Here is a 19,963-nt window from a genome sequence, read left to right as displayed (position 1 = left end):
CCTGCGTTGTCATGCTAATTGAAGACGTCATCGGGGCCATTGGCAAGTGGCTTTTCCCCATGACGGCGAAAATATTCTCGCAAATAGTGCAACGCCTGGCGCGTTTTCTCCGGTAGAACCCGCTCCAGAGTTAACGCATGCAGCCGATATGGCGCTGGCCTCCACTGCGGTAACAGGGCGATTAATTCCCCCCTGCGCAGTTCATCACCAATTTCATACAGCGGTTGACCGGAAATCCCCAGACCATTGCGGGTAAAGGCCCGGATCACGTTCATACTACCGCTGACAACCTGCCCCGCCGCCAGGCGTAGTTTGAATGTTTCGCCCGCATGGTGATGTAAATCGAGATGCAGCCCGTGACCGCTACCAGTGATCCAGCGGTGTTGCACAAGCTCCTGGGGCGTTTCCGGCACGCCATGCTGGCTAAGATAACGCGGCGCGGCGCAGAGCACCATGGGCCAGGCGGTCAGCGGGTGAGCAATCAGGTTGGTATCTGCCAGTTGCAGATTTACGCGCAGCGAGATATCTACCCGCTGCTCGATCATATCCACCACCTGGTCATCTGCCAGAATGCGCAGCGTCAGCTTTGGGTGCGCCAGCAGCAAGGGAGCCAGAGCCTCAGCCAAGGGGCCGCTACCGATCCCGACGGTGGTGGCAATACGTAGTTCGCCCACCAGCGTATCCCGCAGTTCCGCCAGCCGCTGCTCCGCGCGCTGTGCTTCCTGCAACATGGCTTCGCAACCGGGATAAAAGGCTTCCCCCGCATCGGTCAGTGCCAAGCGGCGAGTCGAGCGGTGCAATAACGGCATCCCGAGCGACTTTTCTAACGACCTCATATGCTGGCTGACCGCAGAAGGCGTCATCTCTAGCCGACGGGCCGCCGCAACAAAAGATCCCTCGGCTACCACGGTGGCAAATACCGCCATTCGATTCAGTTTATCCATGATTATGAAGTTTTACTTAATCAAGAAAGCATAAATATGGCACTAATCAGCCGCATTGTTAAGGCTTATAGTATTTCTACTGCGCCGCCACTGAGTGGTACGGCAACCCGCTAAAAAATATTTCACAGGAGAGACCTCATGAAAGTCGCCATTATTGGAGCAACCGGTTTTGTTGGCCGCCGCGTAGTGGATGAAGCTTTGGCCCGCGGCCTGCAAGTGACCGCCATCGCCCGTCAGAAAAAAGATCTGCCGGATAATGCCAATCTCACCGTCGCCCTGGGTGACGTGGCCGACGGCCCGTGGCTGGCACAACAGTTAGCTGGCCATGATGTCGTGATCAGCGCCTATAACCCAGGTTGGGCAGAAACGGACCTGTATGAGAAAACCGCTAAAGGTGCCCAACAAATCCTGGCGGCGGTAAAACAATCCGCGGTTAAACGCCTGCTGTACGTTGGCGGTGCCGGTAGCCTGGAAGTCGCTCCGGGAGTTGAGCTGGTTGATACTCCGCAGTTCCCGGAAAATATTCGTCCAGGGGCCCAGGCGGTACGAGATTTACGTAATGCGTTGAAAAAAGAAACCCAGTTGGATTGGACCTACCTTTCTCCTGCCGCGTTGCTGGAACCCGGCAAGCGTACCGGTCAGTTCCGTTTGGGCACGACACAATTGTTGATGAAGGGTGACGCGCCGGCCAGTATTTCGGTAGAAGACCTCGCGGTTGCCATTATCGACGAAGTGGAAAAACCGCAGTTCATCAAGGCACAGTTTACCGCTGCCTATTAATCGTCCGCCAGCGGCTGTAATCGTTGCAGCCGCTGTCCTGCCACTCACTACGTCTAAGGTTATCTTAAGTTTCATCTGATAAATTTCGGCGCATTACCTCATGGCAGGATCCAGATTTGGCAATGCGCTTACGTCCATCATTACAATGCAACAGCTTGGGTTTTATCCTGGCTTGCGCCCTATTCTTCACGGTTTTCCAGAACCTGCTATTTATTCACCAGGCCTGGTCATATATCACCTTTGATAGCGTACATAGCGTCATTTTTGCGGCGACTATGCCAGTGGTTATTTTCTGTGCCCTGAATATTATCTTCAGCGTATTAACCATTCCGTTCCTGCGTAAACCCCTGGTTATTCTGTTACTGCTCGGCAGCGCGGCGGCCAACTATTTTATGTTCAGCTACGGCGTGGTGATTGATGGCAATATGATGCAGAACGCCTTCGAGACCAACCCTCAGGAAGCGACGGCATTGCTCACCCCTCGTATGGGGCTATGGCTGCTGTTGCTGGGCATTTTGCCTGCCGTTTTCGTGTGCTTTGTCCGCATCAATAAAACCCGCCCTTGGTGGTACATGATTGGCCTGCGCGCGGCCAATGTGATGCTTTCCGTGGTGGTGATCCTGTTGGTTGCAGCGTTATTCTATAAAGATTACGCCTCGCTGATCCGCAACAATAAAAGCGTGGTGAAAATGCTCACCCCAAGCAATTTTGTGTCTGGCACCATCAAGTACGCTCAACACCGCTATTTCCACCAAAATCTGCCGCTGGTCAAGATTGGTGAAGATGCTCATTTAGGCCCAGTCATTAGCAGCCAGACCAAGAAAACCCTGGTGATACTGGTGGTCGGTGAAACCGCGCGGGCAGAGAATTTTTCGCTAGGTGGTTACTCACGGGAGACCAATCCCCGCTTGAAGCAGGACCATGTGGTTTATTTCAAGAATGCCAGCTCCTGCGGTACCGAAACGGCTATTTCCGTGCCCTGCATGTTCTCCAACATGCCACGCGGCGACTACGACGCCACCTTGGCCGCACACCAGGAAGGCATGCTGGACGTGATGGCTCATGCCGGAGTGAACCTGCTGTGGCGCGAAAATGACGGCGGTTGTAAGGGGGCCTGCGATCGCATCCCACATATCGACATGACCAAGCTGAAGCTTTCGCAGTATTGCGACGGCGATGTCTGCATGGATAACGTGCTGCTGCATAAACTGGACGATTATATCAACGGCCTGAAAGGGGACGGTGTGATCGTACTGCATCAGATGGGAAGCCACGGCCCGGCCTACTACCGCCGCAGTACGCCCGAATTACGCCAGTTCTCACCCACCTGTGACAGCAACCAGATCCAGGACTGTACCCACGAGCAACTGGTGAATACCTACGACAATTCGCTACTGTACACCGACGCCATGCTGGACAGCACCATCAAGCTATTGCAGCAATACAGCGGCAAATTCAATACGGCGATGGTCTATCTTTCCGATCACGGTGAATCGCTCGGGGAGAATGGCATGTATCTGCACGGTACGCCTTATATGTTCGCGCCTTCTCAGCAGACCCACGTGCCTTTCCTGATGTGGATGTCGGCCGATTATGAACGCAATTTCGGCATTAACCGCCAATGCCTGCAATCCTTGGCGGATAACGACAAGGTTTCACAGGATAATCTGTTCCACACCCTGTTGGGCATGTTGAATGTGCAGACACAGCAATATCAGCCCAACCTGGATATTCTGCAGCGCTGCCGCAGCTAGACTGACGCAGCATGCTGCACACCGGCATGAGGTCTTGTGCAGCAACTCGATAGAATGTAAGTTAGTCGACGTTTTTACCGTCAGAGCCGGGGATTTTTTCCCGGTTTTTTTTATCTGCGACTTGACCTAGACCAATCGGTCTATTATTCTCATTTTCATTATGACAAAACAGACGAATTGCAACGGGGATACCCGAGAACATCTGCTCGCTACCGGCGAAACGCTCAGCCTGCGCCTTGGTTTTACCGGCATGGGCCTCAGTGAGCTGCTCGCTACCGCTGGCGTGCCCAAAGGGTCGTTCTATCACTATTTTCGCTCGAAGGAAGCCTTCGGCGAAGCGATGTTGCAACGCTATTTTGCCCATTATGACGCTCAAATGCAGGCGCTTTTTGCCGACTCTCGCAGCGACGCGCGTAATCAGTTATTAAGTTATTATGCCCAGGCCATCAGCTTCCACTGCCGCAGTGAGTGCCATAACGCTTGCCTGGCAGTGAAACTCTCCGCAGAGGTCAGCGATCTTTCTGAACCTATGCGCCATGCGTTGGAAGCTGGCACCAGCCGCGTGATTGGTCATCTGCAAGACGCGATCGAACGTGGTATCCGTGAAGGTTCACTGGCTATCACTATGAGCCCGGCGGCCACGGCGGAAACGCTGTATTCGCTGTGGTTGGGCGCATCGTTGCGGGCTAAAATCCGCCACTCTGTCGCCCCACTGACCTGTGCGCTGGAAAGTATCGAATTGCTGTTGCGCCCAGCGCAGCCATAAACTCCCTTTTTTTACCCGAAAGACATTGTAGCGATATTGTTTATCATCACTAGTCGACTGGTCTAATACTATAGGATGCACTATGAAGATTGAAAAATTGTTCTCTCCGCTCAAAGTTGGCCACACCACCTTACCCAATCGAGTGTTCATGGCCCCGCTGACTCGTCTGCGCAGCATCGAGCCAGGTGACATCCCTACGCCGTTGATGGCGGAATATTATGCTCAGCGTGCCAGCGCTGGCCTGCTGATCACCGAGGCCACCCAGATTTCTTTCCAGGCGAAAGGTTATGCCGGAGCTCCCGGTCTGCATACCCCAGAACAAATCGCCGCGTGGAAAAAAATCACCCAGGCGGTACATGACAAACAGGGTCATATCGCTGTGCAACTTTGGCACGTAGGCCGCATCTCCCACTCAAGCTTGCAGCCGGGCCAGCAGGCTCCCGTCGCACCTTCAGCGATCAATGCCGAAACCCGCACCACGGTGCGTGATGAAACCGGTGCCTGGGTCCGTGTGCCAACCTCTACCCCACGTGCTTTGGAAACCAACGAAATCCCGGGGATCGTCAACGATTTCCGCCAGGCTGCGGCCAACTCGCGTGAAGCCGGTTTTGACTATATTGAATTGCATGCCGCGCACGGTTACCTGCTGCACCAGTTTATGTCTCCGGCGTCCAACCAACGTACTGACCAATACGGTGGCAGCATTGAAAACCGTACCCGTCTGACGCTGGAAGTGGTCGATGCGAGCATTGCTGAAATCGGAGCCGATCGCGTTGGTATCCGTATCTCACCGTTGGGCCCGTTCAATGGCCTGGACAACGGCGAAGATCAGGAAGAAGCGGCGCTGTATCTGATCGAAGAGCTGAACAAGCGCGGTATCGCCTACCTGCATATTTCCGAGCCGGATTGGGCCGGTGGCAAGCCTTACTCAACCGCGTTCCGCGATGCAGTAAGAGCGCACTTCCAAGGCGTGATTATTGGCGCGGGTGCCTATACGGCGGAGAAAGCGGAAGAGCTGATCGCCCAAGGCTTTATTGATGCCGTCGCCTTTGGCCGCAGCTATATTGCCAACCCAGATCTGGTGGAACGCTTTAAACAGCAGGCTCCACTCAACGAGCAGCGTGCCGATTTCTTCTACGGCGGCGGTGCCGAGGGTTATACCGATTATCCGACACTGTAACGCTCAACTAAACAGGGGCGCTAAATACCGCAATACACTAAGCCTCTGACAGGTGGGGTCATACAGGTTAGCCGACCGTTGAGCGCATCGACGCGCGATACGAGCCTCCATGGAAGGATCCACGGCGTGTCGGCATTCTGTATGGCTCCCGCCTGCTGCACTATTATCCGCAGCTATTTTTGTTTGTGACAACGTAACCTACCCTATCACCAACCGCACGCGTTGAATTGCCTTATGCGACAAGGCTATACTGTCTGACGCTGTTCAAGTCACCTGCCGTCAGCCGCGGCATATCCAATCAGAGGAAATTATGCGCTTACTCCATACCATGCTCCGTGTCGGCGATCTGCAACGCTCCATCGACTTCTATACCAAGGTATTAGGCATGCGCTTACTGCGTACCAGCGAAAACACCGAGTACAAATACTCGCTGGCCTTCGTGGGTTATAGCGATGAAAGCGAAGGCTCGGTTATCGAACTGACCTATAACTGGGGCGTCGACAGCTACGACATGGGTTCCGCCTTTGGTCATCTGGCTCTGGGCGTCGATGATGTAGCCGCCACCTGCGACAACATCCGACAGGCCGGTGGCAAAGTCACACGCGAAGCCGGTCCAGTCAAGGGCGGTACCACCGTGATTGCCTTCGTCGAAGATCCAGACGGCTACAAGATCGAACTGATCGAGAACAAGCATGCAGGTCATGGCCTCGGTAACTGAGGTTTCTCCAGGGCGCGCCATGCGCCCTGCTTTCTATCTCCGCTGCACCAAGACAAGAAATTTGTCATAATGCGCGCTGAATTCGCTAAAGATAAGAAACTGATGGCCGAAAAAAGTGATCTTAACGCCCTGAGTGGCCGTTTCCGTGGGTTTTATCCCGTTGTTATTGATGTGGAAACCGCCGGGTTTCATGCTCAGACCGATGCGCTGCTAGAGATTGCCGCCGTCACGCTGAAAATGGATGAAAATGGTTGGTTACAGCAAGATGAAACGCTGCATTTTCACGTAGAACCGTTTGAAGGGGCGAACCTGCAACCGGAAGCGCTGGCCTTCAACGGTATCGATCCACATAACCCACTGCGTGGTGCAGTGAGTGAATATGATGCGCTGCATGCGATTTTCAAAGCCGTGCGTAAAGGCATTAAGGATCAGGGCTGTAACCGGGCGATCATCGTGGCGCATAATGCCAACTTTGATCACAGTTTCCTGATGGCCGCCGCCGAGCGCGCCAGCCTGAAACGCAACCCGTTCCACCCGTTTGCCACCTTTGATACCGCTGCGCTTAGTGGGCTGGTATTAGGGCAGACGGTGCTGGCCAAAGCCTGTATCGCCGCCGGTATGCCGTTTGATAGCAGCCAGGCACACTCAGCCCTGTATGATACCCAGCAAACCGCCCAACTGTTCTGTGAACTGGTCAACCGCTGGAAACGTCTCGGTGGCTGGCCGATTGCCAACGTTGAATCGCAATAGCTTGCTGGCAAACTGACAGACATAAAAAATCGGGCGGCACTGTTAAAGGTGCCGCCCGATTTTATTGGGTAAAACCCTGCGCCATTAAGGCTGCTGGTCTTCCTGATCTTTATACTTTTCGGCCGTTTCTTTGATCAACGGCTGCAGTTCACCACGCTGGTACATCTCGATGATGATATCGCAGCCGCCAACCAGTTCACCATCGACCCACAGCTGCGGGAAGGTTGGCCAGTTGGCGTACTTTGGCAGCTCAGCGCGGATGTCCGGGTTTTGCAGAATATCAACATAGGCAAAACGTTCACCACAGGCTGAAAGCGCCTGCACGGCCTGAGCAGAGAAACCGCAGCTTGGCAATTTCGGTGAGCCTTTCATATACAGCAGGATCGGGTTGGCAGAAATTTGCTGCTGAATTTTTTCAATCGTCGTCATTATTGCTTCCTCAAGCCACATCATGGCTACAACATGCATCACACTGGCTATTGTAGCGGCAGGACCGGTGCCAAGAAAACGCCATCTTTTGCAGGGACATTCTCTGATTGCCTTAGCAAAAGCGGCGGACACACCGAACCGGTTAAAACATGGCCCCAGAATAACATTTTTAATCGGGACGTTTCACTATTATCTTTGCCCTGCGCAATGCCGGCGAGCAATAAGCCAACCACATGATCTCTGTCGCTTTTTTAGGCGCCAGGCGTTTGATTTTGCAACAATAAAAATGCCATTAACGTTTTCTCACAATATGGATTAGTATTTATGAGATCCACGCTGTTTTATAGGGTGAATTTCGGGAATACTGTGACTCATTCGATTTCTGTTTCGGAGCCAAGGTTGGTAACGTCGATATGCGGTTAATTATTACACTTTTTGTGCTGCTATTTACGCAGCTCTTCTTCAATTTGGCGCACGCTGCGCCACAGGCACGTGTTTCTGCCGAGCAGCGCAAGAGTCACGTTAATGAAGCCCGGCCAGACGACCGCAAGAAAAAGAAAGCGGAGAAAGCCAATAAAAAAGTGAAGGCAGCCACCCCTCCGAAAACGCTAAAAACCAAACCAGCAACGATAAAGACCGCAAAAAAAACCACCAGCGTTAAAACTAAAAGCCAGGCAACCAAAACGGCCAAGCTAAAAGTAACTCCGCCTAAAAAAGGCTATAAAAAAGGTTATGGTCGCCATCGTGAAGAAGGCAAAGCTACGGCAAAATTGGCTGGCCGCGAAAAGCCGTTGAAACTTTCCGCCGCTCACAAAAAACGTTATCAGCACGCCAAGCAGACCGCCATGGCCAAGCTGATGGGGCAAATGGGTAAGCCCTACCGCTGGGGTGGGTCTTCACCTGGTACAGGCTTCGACTGCAGCGGGCTGATTTATTACGCGTACAAAGACGTGGTGAAAATTAAAATGCCGCGTACCGCCAACGAAATGTACCACCTGCGTGATGCAGCGCCGATCAAGCGTAATGAGCTTGAGAAAGGCGATCTGGTGTTCTTCCGCATCAACAACCGTGGCACCGCCGATCACGTTGGCGTCTATCTTGGTAACGGTAAGTTCATCCAGTCACCGCGTACCGGTGAAGAAATTCGCATCAGTCAGTTAGATAACGACTATTGGCAAAACCATTACATTGGTGCCCGCCGCGTAGTGACCCCTACCACCATCCGTTAACCTTTCACGGCTGAGCCAACTGCTTGGCCGTGCTCTCTATCACCCGCTGCAACTTTAAACAATCAGTCACTTGGCACACTTTGGATGTTCTTTTCGCTCGGAAAGTTGTTAAGATTAATAACCATAACAAAAGTGGTGCAATTGCGTTTTTCCGCCCTCGGCCCCTTAGGCCTGCAGCGTCGGAGAGGCGTATTGTCTATAAAAGGAGAAAGCAATGTCGTTTGAATTACCTGCATTACCATATGAGAAAAACGCTCTCGAACCGCACATTTCCGCAGAAACGCTGGAATACCACTATGGCAAGCACCATAACACCTACGTGGTTAACCTGAACAATCTGGTGAAAGGTAGCGAGTTCGAAGGCAAATCCCTGGTCGAGATCGTCAAGACCTCCACCGGCGGCGTGTTCAACAACGCCGCTCAGGTCTGGAACCACACCTTCTATTGGCACTGCTTATCACCGCAAGGTGGTGGCGAGCCAACGGGCGCAGTGGCAGAGGCCATCAATAAGTCATTCGGCTCCTTCGCCGCCTTTAAAGAGCAGTTCACCGATGCCGCCGTGAAAAACTTCGGCGCGGGCTGGACCTGGCTGGTGAAAAAAGCGGATGGTAGTCTGGCGATCGTCAGCACCTCAAATGCGGCAACCCCGCTGACCGGCGCAGACGTTCCGCTATTGACCGTTGACGTGTGGGAGCATGCTTACTATATCGACTACCGCAATGCGCGGCCAAAGTACCTGGAAAACTTCTGGGCGTTGGTTAACTGGGCGTTCGTGGCAGAAAACCTGGCTTAACGGCGGGTAACTAGCTAATAATAAGGCGCGGCATCAAGCTGCGCCTTTGTTTTTCTGCTGCGGATCAGTTCAATGCGGCAATAAAACTGAAAGCAATAATCATTGCCAAAGCACCCACGGTGGTGAGTAATGACATCTTCAAATTGGTATCCATATACAACTCCCTCTCAGATTGGCTTTTCCAGAGCATAAGCCACACAGTTTATACGTCAAATCATTTTCCCACAGTTCGTGATTAAAATCTTGTTATGATTTCCCCGCTGATAATTACCGATTAGCTCTTCCACTTTTCTTCAATATGCGACAAAATCCGCAGTTCACAACTGCGTACCGATAAACTGCCCCTCCCTGTTCAAGCGATTTACGACTTCAGCACTAAAAACTCAGTTTTCGCTTATCTGGGGAAGGATCTACGCAGGCAAACGATTAACATCATACTTACATGCTGTAACATGTGGGTTTAGGAGTCATTTTTTACATGGCAACGATTAAAGATGTGGCCAAACGCGCTGGCGTTTCTACCACTACCGTTTCGCACGTTATCAATAAAACGCGTTTCGTCGCCGAAGATACCAAAACGGCCGTTTGGGCCGCCATCAAAGAGCTTCACTATTCACCTAGCGCCGTGGCCCGCAGCCTCAAGGTCAACCACACCAAATCGATCGGTTTGCTCGCCACCTCGAGCGAGGCCCCCTATTTTGCCGAAGTGATCGAAGCGGTGGAAAACAGCTGCTACAGCAAAGGCTATACCCTGATCTTGTGTAACTCGCACAATAATCTGGATAAACAGCAAGCCTATTTGGCAATGCTGGCGCAAAAACGCGTCGATGGCTTGCTGGTGATGTGCTCAGAATATCCAGATCAGCTACTGGGCATGCTGGAAGATTACCGTAATATTCCCATGGTGGTGATGGATTGGGGTACCGCGCGCGGAGACTTCACCGATACCATTATCGACAATGCCTTCGAGGGCGGCTACCTGGCAGGCCGCTACCTGATCGAACGTGGCCACCGTGACATCGGTGCCATTCCTGGTCAACTGGCGCGTAATACCGGTGGAGGTCGCCACCAGGGCTTTCTGAAAGCCATGAAGGAAGCCAACATCGAAGTGCGCGAAGAATGGATCGTGCAGGGGGATTTCGAGCCTGAATCTGGCTACAAAGCCATGCATCAGATCCTGTCGCAAAAGCATCGTCCAACCGCCGTTTTCTGTGGCGGCGATATTATGGCCATGGGGGCGATCTGCGCCGCCGATGAGCTGGGGTTGCGTGTACCGCAGGATATCTCGGTGATTGGCTACGACAACGTGCGTAATGCCCGCTACTTCACCCCGGCGCTAACCACCATTCACCAGCCGAAAGAGCGCCTGGGCGAGATGGCCTTTACCATGCTGTTGGATCGCATTATCAGCAAGCGTGAAGAATCGCAGGTGATTGAAGTGCATCCAAAACTCATCGAGCGCCGCTCAGTCGCCGATGGTCCTTTTGTCGATTACCGCCGTTAACTCCTGTTGGGGCGCTGCAATATGAACTGAACCCCAAATGTTGGACAAACATCTGACATTTGGAGGTACAGTTCTGATGAAGTATTCACTTCAGTTCAAACTTGACGTTGTCCGGTACTATCTTGCCGGACTCGGCGGTCAAAAACAGACCGCTAAGAAGTTTTCTATTGCCCATGTCCAACTACGCAGATGGATTGCCGCTTATCAGCATCATGGGGAACAGGGGCTGCGGTTAGGACGCAAGCAACATTACACACCTGACTTCAGGCTCTCTGTTGTCGAATTCGCGCTTTTAAATCCGCTCTCTTTAGCGACAGTCGCCGCTAAATTCAATATTCCTTCTTACCTTACTGTGGAACGCTGGATTAAACTCTATCGGGAGAATGGGGCTGAAGCCCTCAACCTGAATAAGCGTAGTCGCCAAATGCGTCAGCATCCCAAAACCCCCCATGCCGATAAATCGCCTGATGAGTTGACCCCCGAAGAGATGCGGGAGGAAATCGAGTTTTTACGTGCGCAGAATGATTACATAAAAAAGTTGAGAGCCTTGATGCAACAGAAGGAAGCCCAGACTCGTCGAAAAGGGCAAAAATAATCAGAGCATTGAGGTCAGAACACCGTTTGGAGGTTTTGCTGTGGGCCGGAAAACTGCCGCGCAGTACGTATTACTATTGTTGTAAAAGCCATCAAGCACCGGATAAGTATGGTGAAACCAAGCAGCAAATAATGGCTGTTTTTAACGAGCATAAAGGCCGTTACGGCTATCGCCGGGTGACCAGTGTTCTTCGAAAGATGGGGGCTGTGCTAAATCATAAAACCGTGCAAAAACTGATGGTTGAGCTGCAATTGAAATCGCCCGTTCGCCGTAAAAAATACCGTTCGTACAAGGGACATGTCGGTAAAGTGGCCCCGAATACCTTGCAGCGCGATTTTACCGCTCTGGAGCCTAACCAAAAGTGGGTGACCGATATCACGGAGTTCCGGGTGGCGGATAAAAAGCTGTATTTATCGCCGGTACTCGACTTGTTTAACGGTGAAATCATTGCCTATGAGATGTCCCGTAAACCTGTGTTCAGTCTGGTAAAAACGATGCTGGATAAGGCGCTCAGTACGCTAAAAACGGAAGAAAAGCCGTTGCTGCACAGTGACCAAGGTTGGCACTATCAGATGGCGGCTTATCAGCATCAGTTGCAGGAAAATGGGATAGAACAGAGCATGTCTCGCAAGGGTAACTGCCTGGATAATGCGGTAATGGAAAACTTCTTTGGCCATCTGAAAGCTGAACTGTATTATTTACAACGCTTTGAGAGTGTGGAACAGCTGTCTGAAGAGATAGACATGTACATAGATTACTACAATAACCATCGTATCAAACAGAAGCTCAAAGGCCTGAGCCCTGTGGAGTACAGAACGCAGGCTTTGATGGTTGCTTAATTTTAAACCGTCCAACTTCTTGGGGTCAGTTCAATACTGCGCCCGATTAACCACCCGGCTCCTCTTCACTGAGCCATTCCTGATTGAGCGTTTCGCTGTCGCCCAGATAGTCCAACAGCCAGGCCATGGCCGGAGACTGGGCGTTTTGCTGCCAGGTCAAGCAGCATGCGCTAGGCGGGAAAGGCTCATGCAGTGGTAATACCACCAGTTCGCCACTTTGTACCAACGGCAATACCCGATGCGCGGGTACCATGCCCACACACAGCCCGGCACGCAAACAATCTACCGCCGAAACCCAGTCCGGCACGGTCAACCGCCGCTGGTTGTCCAGCGACCAGGTCACCCGCTTGGGTAAATTGCGCGAAGTATCTTCCAACAGCAACGAGGGATAAGGTCGTAGCTGATCGTCTCGCAGCTTTCCTTGCAAGGCGGCCAGCGGATGTTTAGCATGGACTACGCAGAGCCAATTCATAAAGCCCATATCGCGAAAGGCAAAACCGCCGCCTACCGGTACCGCCCGTGTTGCACCAATGGCCATCTCAGCGCGGCCATCGACCAGCGCATCCCACACGCCGTTGAAGACTTCCGGCTGTACCATCAGTTCCACGTCGGGGAAATGGCGATAAAAATCCAGCACCAGCTGGCGGCTGCGCTGGGGTTTGACGATCAGATCGACCGCAATCCGCAGTTGCCCGCGCCAACCGTTGGCCACCTGCTGACACTGCCGTCGGGTATCGAGCATTTTTTTGATAACAACTCGCGCCTCCTTAATAAACAGCGCCCCCGCTGGCGTGAGTTCCACATCGCGGTGACGGCGTTCAAACAAAGGCACTGCCAGCCATTGCTCCAGTTGACGCACCGTATAGCTCACAGCAGAAGGAACGCGGTGCAACTCCTGTGCCGCCGCGCTGAAACTGCCGGTCCGCGCTACCGCATCTACCACATCGAGTGAATATTCTGACCACATATGTTTGCCTTCAAATTTTTTAACAGCACCTTGCAAATATTACCGTTTCACAAGCAGAGATCCAGCCGTATACACTTGCCGGCGCTTCAAAACCTGCGACAACATAATTTTAACGAGAAATAGCAATGCGAAATTTTGGATTTATGTTCTACCTGGCCGGCCTGAGTATGTTGGGCTATCTGGCTACCGATATGTACCTGCCCGCCTTTGGGGCAATGCAGCAGGATCTGCAAATCTCCGCTGGGGCGATCAGCGCCAGCCTGAGTATCTTCCTGGCGGGCTTTGCCTTCGCCCAGTTGCTGTGGGGGCCGCTGTCCGACCGTATTGGCCGTAAGCCCGTGTTATTGATTGGCCTGGCGCTGTTCGCCGTTGGCTGCCTCGGTATGCTTTGGGTCGAGAACGTGGCACAGCTGTGGTCACTGCGCTTCATTCAAGCCATTGGTGTCTGTTCCGCCGCCGTCACCTGGCAGGCGATCGTGGTCGATCGCTACCGCGATGGCAAAGCCAACCGTGTTTTCGCCTCCATTATGCCGCTGGTCGCCCTCTCTCCGGCGCTGGCCCCACTGCTGGGTGCCTGGTTGCTCAACCATATGGGATGGCGGGCCATTTTCGCCGTGCTGCTGGGGATCACCGCCCTGCTGCTGATCCCCACCTTGCTGCTGAAAGACCGTAGCAGACTGGTACCTTCCGCCGATAAAAAGCCGAGCCTTGGCTTTATGCAGATCTTGAAATCCCCGGTGTTCAGCGGCAACGTGATGGTTTTTGCTGCCTGTTCTGCTGGCTTCTTCGCCTGGCTGACGGGTTCACCCTTTATCCTCGGCGATATGGGGTATAGCCCCAACGATATTGGTCTGAGCTATGTGCCGCAAACGCTGGCTTTCTTATTAGGGGGTTATAGCTGCCGTAGCGCCTTAAATCGCATCTCTGGCAAAACCTTGCTGCCGTGGTTGCTGTTAGCTTACGGTGTCAGCATGGTGGCGTTGTATCTGATCGCCACGCTAAGTGAGCCAACATTGACCACTCTGCTGATCCCGTTCTGCTTTATGGCGTTAGTAAACGGTGCCAGCTATCCTATTCTAGTGGCCAATGCGTTGATGCCCTTCCCCAACAACAGTGGCAAAGCCGCTGCGCTGCAAAACACGCTACAGTTGGGATTATGTTTTATCGCCAGCCTGTTGGTTTCGGCATTTATCGCCCAACCGCTGTTAGCCACGGCTACCGTAATGGTGGCTACCGTATTTTTGGCGGCCTTGGGATATCTGATCCAGCGTGGGAAAGGAACGGATGAAACGCAGGTGACACAGCAGGAGCATGCCGACTCCGTGTCATAATTATCTCTGTAAATAGTCACTTAATGAAAATTCTTGCCGAGCGCGATTTGCAGTTGAGTCTACGCCTCGGCAAGCCTATACTCAAAAACGACCTTTTAGAATAACAGTTATACTAAGTTCTTATTGCAGCAACTGCTGCGTACGTGGATGGCATCACACTTTATTTAAGGTTGCATTTACCCGCGTCCTTTGACGCAGGGAGTCTCTTAAATTTCCTCTGTTCAAGTCGAATTTCAGACACCACGGTGAATTTTTACCGTAGGTATACGTATGTCCCTGTAGAAATTGTCTACGCTAAATTCTGCAGGATCATAAGTCAGAAGAAGGTGATGGAGAAGCTATGAGTTCATCGTGTATAGAAGATCTGAGCATCCAGGACAACCATTGGTATCGTATCGCTCATGAAATGCTTAGCATGGCCGGCATTGAAATCAATGGTTCACGCCCTTTCGATATTCAGATCAATAATCCCAATTTCTTTAAACGCGTACTGCAAGACGGCTCTCTGGGGCTGGGCGAAAGCTATATGGACGGTTGGTGGGAGTGCGAACGGCTGGACATATTTTTTCAGCGGGTTGTCGCAGCCGGCCTGGAAAAGAAACTGCCCCACCACCTGAAGGATATCTTGCGTATTGCCGCCGCCCGCCTGACCAATCTGCAATCCCCAAAACGTGCCTGGATTGTTGGCAAAGAGCATTACGACCTGGGTAACGATTTGTTTACCCAGATGCTGGATCCCTATATGCAATATTCCTGCGGCTATTGGCAACAGGCCACGACGTTGGAAGAGGCACAAGAGGCCAAGCTACGGTTGATTTGCGAAAAACTGCACCTGCAGCCCGGTATGCGGGTATTGGATATCGGCTGTGGCTGGGGCGGTCTGTCTGCTTATGCGGCCAAGCACTACGGCGTTTCCATGGTGGGCGTCACCATCTCCGCCGAACAGCAGAAAATGGCGCAAGAGCGCTGTGCCGGGCTGGACGTGGAAATTCTGCTGCAGGATTACCGCGACCTCTACCAGCAGTTTGACCGCATCGTCTCGGTCGGCATGTTCGAACACGTTGGGCCGAAAAACTACCGAACCTATTTCGAGGTGGTGGAACGTAATTTAAAACCCGATGGCATTTTCCTGTTGCATACCATTGGTTCCAACGAGACCGATATGAACGTTGATCCGTGGATCAATAAATATATCTTCCCCAACGGTTGCCTGCCGTCGGTGAAACATATTGCCGAGGCCAGCGAAGGCCGTTTCGTCATGGAAGATTGGCATAATATCGGCGCAGATTACGATCGCACCCTGATGGCCTGGTATGAACGTTTCAAACAGAGCTGGCCACAGCTGGCATCGCGCTATTCCGAACGTTTTGAAAGGATGTTCAGTTATTACCTTAATGCCTGCGCAGGAGCGTTCCGCGCTCGCGATATTCAACTTTGGCAGGTGGTATTCAGCCCTAAAGGCGTCGAAGGCGGTCTGCGAGTTCCCCGCTAAAATCCTTTACCCCAACCCACAGGGTTGGGGTAAAGGGTTATTAACCGCAATAAACGCGAATGATTTTGTCTTCACTGTCACCTAGGAAGTTCAAGCGCTTTAGATTGAAATCCATGGTTACCATAGAGTTATAAGGAATAGTACGTACCTGCTGGGGAATATTGACCCCGTCCAACGCAGACAGCGGTTTACCCACATAATTCTGATACTGCGATGCACCACAGGTATCATCTTCAGCCTCGGCAGACTGTGAGTTCGCCTGTTCTGGGGAGCTTGAACAGGCGGTCAGCGCCAACAGCGCCGCTAGCATCATCGTTTTCCCGTAAAACTTCACGTTTGGCTCCTATGTGTGGTTATTGGTGCAGGGTTATCAGACTTTGGGTACAGACGGCTTGGTGACAGCTAACGCAGCCTCACGATTAGCTAGCACACGCTCGACGGTATCCACCACCGCTTGAGTTTGCGGATCGATTTCGATATTGACCTTATCGCCCAGGCGCTTTTTACCCAGCGTGGTGCGCTCAAGGGTTTCCGGGATCAAATGCACGCAGAAACGGTTATTGACCACCTCGCCTATGGTCAGGCTGATGCCATCGATGCCGATGAAACCCTTATGCAGCACATATTTCATCAAATCGATATTCGGCATACGCAGCCAGATCTGGCGATTATTTTCCGAGGTATAAATCTTGGTGACTTCCGCCGTACAGATAATATGCCCGGACATCAGGTGTCCGCCGATTTCATCGTTAAACTTGGCGGCTCTTTCCAGATTGACCACATCACCCAGTTTAAGATCGCCAAGATTGGTCAACCGCAGAGTCTCTTTGATCAAATCAAAGCTGACGCGATTGCCTGCGATCTCCGTGACGGTCAGACAGCAGCCGTTGTGGGCTACCGAGGCCCCCAACTCCAGCCCTGGTAACAGCTCATCAGGCATTTCAACAACGTGGGTACGGAAGTTGGGTTTTTCATCAATGGCAACCAGCGGGGCGGTGCCTTGTACGATACCGGTAAACATGTTGGCCTCTTCTTTATGACTATGTTCAACGCGCTGTAAGCAGTTTGCCCCAGTTATGGCAGAAAACCAAACGCACAGCGGCAAAAAAGCAGTGCTTGCCTAGTTTATATCCTGGGGTTAGCGTCCTCAGCTAACTGCGCTGTAGTTTCAAGGCGACGAATAGAGACTCTTGGATTTCAAGCTACAGCTTGAAAGACGACGAGTATAACTATTTCTTTACAACCTTTGCTTAACCCCGACTAGCAGGTACAATCTTTTCGGCATATTCCGCAGTTTTTAGTTGTTGCTGATGCAGCGACACCCCTTCCCATAAATAATTAGAAAGGTGTATACGTGCAGAAGTACTTTATTGAGGCGCGTAGTTTATTGGCCCTCGCAATTCCGGTCATCATCGCGCAAATATCCCAAACCGCAATGGGCGTGGTCGATACCATCATGGCTGGCTCTTATAGCGCCACGGATATGGCCGCCGTTGCCGTCGGGACCTCTATCTGGCTGCCGACCATTCTGTTCGGCCACGGTTTACTGCTGGCCTTGACCCCAGTTATCGCCCAGCTCAACGGCGCGGGCCGCCGCGATCGTATCGCGTATCAGGTGCGTCAGGGCTTTTGGCTGGCATCGGGGGTTTCACTCCTCATTATCGCCGTGATTTATAACAGCCAGTTGGTGATCGACATGATGCACAACATCGATCCGCTGCTGGCTGAAAAGGCCGTTGGTTTCCTGCATGCCATTATGTGGGGAGCTCCCGGCTATTTGTTCTTCCAGGTCGTCCGTGGTCAGTGTGAAGGCTTATCCAAAACCAAGCCCGGCATGGTAATAGGATTTTTGGGGCTGTTGATCAACATCCCGATCAACTACATAATGATTTTCGGCAAGTTTGGCATGCCGGAAATGGGCGGCGTCGGTTGTGGTGTCGCCACCGCCAGCGTGTATTGGATGATGTTCCTGATGATGCGCTGGTATACCAAACGTGCATCCTCGCTGCGGGATATCAAGCTGGAGGAAGGCGCACGCCGTGGCCCGGACTGGCAGGCGTTAAAACGTCTGATCGGCATTGGTCTACCGGTTGCCCTGGCCTTGTTCTTTGAGGTGACGCTGTTTGCCGTAGTGGCATTATTGGTTTCACCGCTAGGCATCGTTGCGGTTGCCGGACACCAGATTGCCCTGAACTTCAGCTCACTGATGTTTGTACTGCCGCTGTCGCTCGGCGTTGGGGCCACCATTCGCGTTGGGCACCGTCTGGGCGAAGGCTCAGTAGAGGGCGCTCGGATTGCCGCCTATGCGGCGATTGCCGTCGGCATCGCCATGGCCAGTTGCTCGGCGTTGTTCACCGCTGCCTTCCGCGAATCTATCGCCCTGCTGTATAACGATAATCCTGCGGTCGTGACCATGGCCTCCCATCTGATGCTGCTGGCGGCGATTTACCAGATATCCGACTCTATCCAGGTGATCGGTAGCGGTATTCTGCGAGGCTATAAAGATACCCGGGCGATCTTCTACATCACCTTTGTGGCCTATTGGGTTCTCGGATTGCCCAGCGGCTATCTGCTGGCGCTGACGGACTACATCGTGCCGGCGATGGGGCCGAGCGGATTCTGGTTCGGCTTTATTATCGGCCTGACCTTCGCCGCCATCATGATGGTATTTCGGATGCGCTGGTTACAACGCCAACCCCCGGCGTTGATTTTGCAGCGTTCCACACGTTAATAGCGTTCGCCGGTTTGTCACAGGCAAACCGGCGAGTTCCTCGCCAGCCATTGCAGAAAAAACCGCCTTACTGCACATAAGCTCAGCAATCGCGTGAAATACCAAATAAAATTGCGTTTTTCCCCTTGCCAGCGGCCAGGTTGCTCGTTAATATTCGTCCCCGCTGTCAGCCATGACAGAGAGGAAAAAGATGCGTCTGTAGCTCAGTTGGTTAGAGCACCACCTTGACATGGTGGGGGTCGATGGTTCGAGTCCATTCAGACGCACCAAATTCCTGAAAGTAGCACAGTGCGTCCGTAGCTCAGTTGGTTAGAGCACCACCTTGACATGGTGGGGGTCGATGGTTCGAGTCCATTCGGACGCACCACTTCTTGTTTCGCTTCCCAGTATTATCTCTCGCCTAACGGTAACCCAATTTAACAGTAATACCGGACAGAGCGTCAGCCCGTCGCGTATCATCAGCACAGTATCCTGATGGAGGTAATTTTGATGTCGGTTTTTAAATCACAGCTGCCGTTCGAACAACTCGACAATGGCCTCGCCCGCCGCCAAGGGCTAATGAGCGATGGAAGCACCGCCTGGGAAGTCAAGTTTGCCGCAGGCACCTTTGACCAACTGCAAAAACGCCCCTACCCCCAACACATCCGCGTCCTTTCTGGGATCTTCGAATTCACCGTCGGCAGTGACGTGCATACTCTGATGGCCCAGGAAACGTTGGCGATCCCTGCCACTACCGTTTTTGGCTGTTTCTGTCTGGATGACGGAGTCCTGCTGGAAATCCAGAAAAATGTTTGAAAACGCGATCGCCGTCACTTTATTTTTTTCGAAAACATAATCCGTTACAGTAATGCTAATTGCGCAACAAACCCGTTGGCAGGCGGCTTATTTGCGCCACATTTGCTGACTTTATGTACAAAACTGCCAGCGACTGCGGTTTTTTGTTTTGTTTCCAGCCGCATAGCCTTATAATGCGCAACGTCTTTCAGTTGAATGGTTTCAGCCCTTGATCTGCGAAAACGCAATTACAAAAAATTCTCATCCTCGCTTTTTGCGCAGCCTACCCGCACCTGGGCATCGGCCGAATTTTTCCACCCCATTTCGACCAAGGTCACCTATCCTTAACTATGTTTTGCATTGCCAGGCACAGCCCAAATCCCTTAC

General features: G+C 52.4%; 20 protein-coding genes and 2 tRNA genes. 16 read left to right on the top strand and 6 right to left on the bottom strand.

All coding sequences use genetic code 11. The annotated features are described in order from the left end of the window. Positions 1-14 precede the first annotated feature (14 nt). Positions 15-944, bottom strand: a complete 930-nt coding sequence (locus tag KGP17_RS12175) for a LysR substrate-binding domain-containing protein (protein ID WP_037374794.1) — start codon at positions 942-944, stop codon at positions 15-17. A gap of 138 nt (positions 945-1,082) precedes the next feature. Between KGP17_RS12175 and KGP17_RS12170 the strand changes: the two genes are divergently transcribed. From KGP17_RS12170 to rnt, 6 genes are all read left to right on the top strand, one after another. Continuing rightward, positions 1,083-1,724, top strand: a complete 642-nt coding sequence (locus KGP17_RS12170) for an NAD(P)-dependent oxidoreductase (protein ID WP_021178089.1) — start codon at positions 1,083-1,085, stop codon at positions 1,722-1,724. 122 nt (positions 1,725-1,846) lie between these two features. Further along, the gene (gene eptA / locus KGP17_RS12165) at positions 1,847-3,478 is read left to right on the top strand and encodes a phosphoethanolamine transferase EptA (protein ID WP_021804549.1); all 1,632 of its coding nucleotides are present in this window, start codon (positions 1,847-1,849) and stop codon (positions 3,476-3,478) included. Positions 3,479-3,638: 160 nt separating this feature from the next. Beyond that, complete coding sequence (locus tag KGP17_RS12160; RefSeq protein WP_021804550.1) at positions 3,639-4,244, top strand: TetR/AcrR family transcriptional regulator; 606 nt, start codon at positions 3,639-3,641, stop codon at positions 4,242-4,244. Positions 4,245-4,326: 82 nt separating this feature from the next. Continuing rightward, positions 4,327-5,424, top strand: coding sequence for an alkene reductase (locus tag KGP17_RS12155; RefSeq protein ID WP_021178092.1), 1,098 nt, complete (start codon positions 4,327-4,329; stop codon positions 5,422-5,424). 310 nt (positions 5,425-5,734) lie between these two features. After that, the gene (gene gloA / locus KGP17_RS12150; protein WP_021178093.1) at positions 5,735-6,142 is read left to right on the top strand and encodes a lactoylglutathione lyase; all 408 of its coding nucleotides are present in this window, start codon (positions 5,735-5,737) and stop codon (positions 6,140-6,142) included. A gap of 69 nt (positions 6,143-6,211) precedes the next feature. Then, positions 6,212-6,892, top strand: coding sequence for a ribonuclease T (gene rnt / locus KGP17_RS12145; protein WP_021178094.1), 681 nt, complete (start codon positions 6,212-6,214; stop codon positions 6,890-6,892). A gap of 84 nt (positions 6,893-6,976) precedes the next feature. Here rnt and KGP17_RS12140 read toward each other — a convergent pair whose 3' ends face one another. Beyond that, positions 6,977-7,324 (bottom strand): Grx4 family monothiol glutaredoxin, encoded by a 348-nt coding sequence (locus KGP17_RS12140; protein WP_172413932.1) that lies wholly within the window; start codon positions 7,322-7,324, stop codon positions 6,977-6,979. A 410-nt stretch (positions 7,325-7,734) separates the two neighbouring features. Here KGP17_RS12140 and KGP17_RS12135 point away from each other — a divergent pair, with 410 nt between their 5' ends. Both KGP17_RS12135 and sodB read left to right on the top strand, forming a co-directional pair. After that, positions 7,735-8,550, top strand: coding sequence for a C40 family peptidase (locus KGP17_RS12135; RefSeq protein WP_021804551.1), 816 nt, complete (start codon positions 7,735-7,737; stop codon positions 8,548-8,550). A 214-nt stretch (positions 8,551-8,764) separates the two neighbouring features. After that, positions 8,765-9,343, top strand: coding sequence for a superoxide dismutase [Fe] (gene sodB / locus KGP17_RS12130; protein ID WP_021178097.1), 579 nt, complete (start codon positions 8,765-8,767; stop codon positions 9,341-9,343). A 64-nt stretch (positions 9,344-9,407) separates the two neighbouring features. Here the strand turns inward: sodB and KGP17_RS12125 are convergent, their stop codons facing one another. Continuing rightward, positions 9,408-9,497 carry a YnhF family membrane protein gene (locus KGP17_RS12125; RefSeq protein ID WP_158006235.1) on the bottom strand — a complete coding sequence of 30 codons (90 nt, stop codon included), beginning with the start codon at positions 9,495-9,497 and terminating at the stop codon, positions 9,408-9,410. A gap of 324 nt (positions 9,498-9,821) precedes the next feature. Here KGP17_RS12125 and purR point away from each other — a divergent pair, with 324 nt between their 5' ends. Next, positions 9,822-10,847: an HTH-type transcriptional repressor PurR gene (purR, locus tag KGP17_RS12120; protein ID WP_021804552.1), complete on the top strand. Its 1,026-nt coding sequence runs from the start codon at positions 9,822-9,824 to the stop codon at positions 10,845-10,847. A 73-nt stretch (positions 10,848-10,920) separates the two neighbouring features. Beyond that, a protein-coding gene (locus tag KGP17_RS12115; RefSeq protein WP_371822183.1) for an IS3 family transposase occupies positions 10,921-12,281 on the top strand; the annotation gives its coding sequence in 2 pieces (ribosomal slippage) (positions 10,921-11,436 and positions 11,439-12,281; 1,359 coding nt in all). Positions 12,282-12,327: 46 nt separating this feature from the next. Here KGP17_RS12115 and punR read toward each other — a convergent pair. Continuing rightward, positions 12,328-13,248, bottom strand: coding sequence for a DNA-binding transcriptional activator PunR (gene punR / locus KGP17_RS12110; RefSeq protein ID WP_059200716.1), 921 nt, complete (start codon positions 13,246-13,248; stop codon positions 12,328-12,330). Between the two features lie 125 nt (positions 13,249-13,373). Here punR and punC point away from each other — a divergent pair, with 125 nt between their 5' ends. Together punC and cfa are read left to right on the top strand one after the other, a co-directional pair. Then, positions 13,374-14,579, top strand: coding sequence for a purine nucleoside transporter PunC (gene punC, locus KGP17_RS12105; protein WP_071683651.1), 1,206 nt, complete (start codon positions 13,374-13,376; stop codon positions 14,577-14,579). Between the two features lie 340 nt (positions 14,580-14,919). After that, positions 14,920-16,071 (top strand): cyclopropane fatty acyl phospholipid synthase, encoded by a 1,152-nt coding sequence (gene cfa, locus KGP17_RS12100; RefSeq protein WP_071683652.1) that lies wholly within the window; start codon positions 14,920-14,922, stop codon positions 16,069-16,071. A 40-nt stretch (positions 16,072-16,111) separates the two neighbouring features. Here the strand turns inward: cfa and KGP17_RS12095 are convergent, their stop codons facing one another. Both KGP17_RS12095 and KGP17_RS12090 read right to left on the bottom strand, forming a co-directional pair. Beyond that, positions 16,112-16,405 carry an I78 family peptidase inhibitor gene (locus KGP17_RS12095; protein ID WP_037374799.1) on the bottom strand — a complete coding sequence of 98 codons (294 nt, stop codon included), beginning with the start codon at positions 16,403-16,405 and terminating at the stop codon, positions 16,112-16,114. A gap of 36 nt (positions 16,406-16,441) precedes the next feature. Beyond that, positions 16,442-17,092 carry a riboflavin synthase gene (locus KGP17_RS12090; RefSeq protein ID WP_037374801.1) on the bottom strand — a complete coding sequence of 217 codons (651 nt, stop codon included), beginning with the start codon at positions 17,090-17,092 and terminating at the stop codon, positions 16,442-16,444. Between the two features lie 333 nt (positions 17,093-17,425). On the opposite strand from KGP17_RS12090, the gene KGP17_RS12085 reads away from it, so the two are divergent. The 4 genes from KGP17_RS12085 to KGP17_RS12070 all read left to right on the top strand — a co-directional run bounded on the left by KGP17_RS12085 (position 17,426) and on the right by KGP17_RS12070 (position 19,597). Continuing rightward, positions 17,426-18,802, top strand: coding sequence for an MATE family efflux transporter (locus KGP17_RS12085; protein ID WP_021804558.1), 1,377 nt, complete (start codon positions 17,426-17,428; stop codon positions 18,800-18,802). A 192-nt stretch (positions 18,803-18,994) separates the two neighbouring features. After that, positions 18,995-19,071 (top strand) — tRNA-Val (locus KGP17_RS12080). 21 nt (positions 19,072-19,092) lie between these two features. Then, a tRNA-Val gene (locus KGP17_RS12075) sits at positions 19,093-19,169 on the top strand. A gap of 122 nt (positions 19,170-19,291) precedes the next feature. Next, positions 19,292-19,597, top strand: a complete 306-nt coding sequence (locus KGP17_RS12070; RefSeq protein WP_021804559.1) for a pectin degradation protein (sugar phosphate isomerase family) — start codon at positions 19,292-19,294, stop codon at positions 19,595-19,597. Positions 19,598-19,963 lie beyond the last annotated feature (366 nt).

The sequence above is a fragment of the Serratia sp. JSRIV001 genome, assembly GCF_019968745.1.
GTDB lineage: Bacteria > Pseudomonadota > Gammaproteobacteria > Enterobacterales > Enterobacteriaceae > Chania > Chania fonticola_B.
This window is presented reverse-complemented; position numbering and strand designations above follow the sequence as displayed.

Coding starts and splice junctions, on each gene's coding strand:
- KGP17_RS12170 (WP_021178089.1), top strand. CDS start 1,083: ATGAAAGTCGCCATTATTGGAGCAACCGGTTTTGTTGGCCGCCGCGTA.
- KGP17_RS12155 (WP_021178092.1), top strand. CDS start 4,327: ATGAAGATTGAAAAATTGTTCTCTCCGCTCAAAGTTGGCCACACCACC.
- gloA (WP_021178093.1), top strand. CDS start 5,735: ATGCGCTTACTCCATACCATGCTCCGTGTCGGCGATCTGCAACGCTCC.
- KGP17_RS12160 (WP_021804550.1), top strand. CDS start 3,639: ATGACAAAACAGACGAATTGCAACGGGGATACCCGAGAACATCTGCTC.
- purR (WP_021804552.1), top strand. CDS start 9,822: ATGGCAACGATTAAAGATGTGGCCAAACGCGCTGGCGTTTCTACCACT.
- KGP17_RS12090 (WP_037374801.1), bottom strand. CDS start 17,092: ATGTTTACCGGTATCGTACAAGGCACCGCCCCGCTGGTTGCCATTGAT.
- KGP17_RS12125 (WP_158006235.1), bottom strand. CDS start 9,497: ATGGATACCAATTTGAAGATGTCATTACTCACCACCGTGGGTGCTTTG.
- KGP17_RS12175 (WP_037374794.1), bottom strand. CDS start 944: ATGGATAAACTGAATCGAATGGCGGTATTTGCCACCGTGGTAGCCGAG.
- rnt (WP_021178094.1), top strand. CDS start 6,212: ATGCGCGCTGAATTCGCTAAAGATAAGAAACTGATGGCCGAAAAAAGT.
- KGP17_RS12135 (WP_021804551.1), top strand. CDS start 7,735: ATGCGGTTAATTATTACACTTTTTGTGCTGCTATTTACGCAGCTCTTC.
- eptA (WP_021804549.1), top strand. CDS start 1,847: ATGCGCTTACGTCCATCATTACAATGCAACAGCTTGGGTTTTATCCTG.
- punR (WP_059200716.1), bottom strand. CDS start 13,248: ATGTGGTCAGAATATTCACTCGATGTGGTAGATGCGGTAGCGCGGACC.
- punC (WP_071683651.1), top strand. CDS start 13,374: ATGCGAAATTTTGGATTTATGTTCTACCTGGCCGGCCTGAGTATGTTG.
- cfa (WP_071683652.1), top strand. CDS start 14,920: ATGAGTTCATCGTGTATAGAAGATCTGAGCATCCAGGACAACCATTGG.
- KGP17_RS12070 (WP_021804559.1), top strand. CDS start 19,292: ATGTCGGTTTTTAAATCACAGCTGCCGTTCGAACAACTCGACAATGGC.
- sodB (WP_021178097.1), top strand. CDS start 8,765: ATGTCGTTTGAATTACCTGCATTACCATATGAGAAAAACGCTCTCGAA.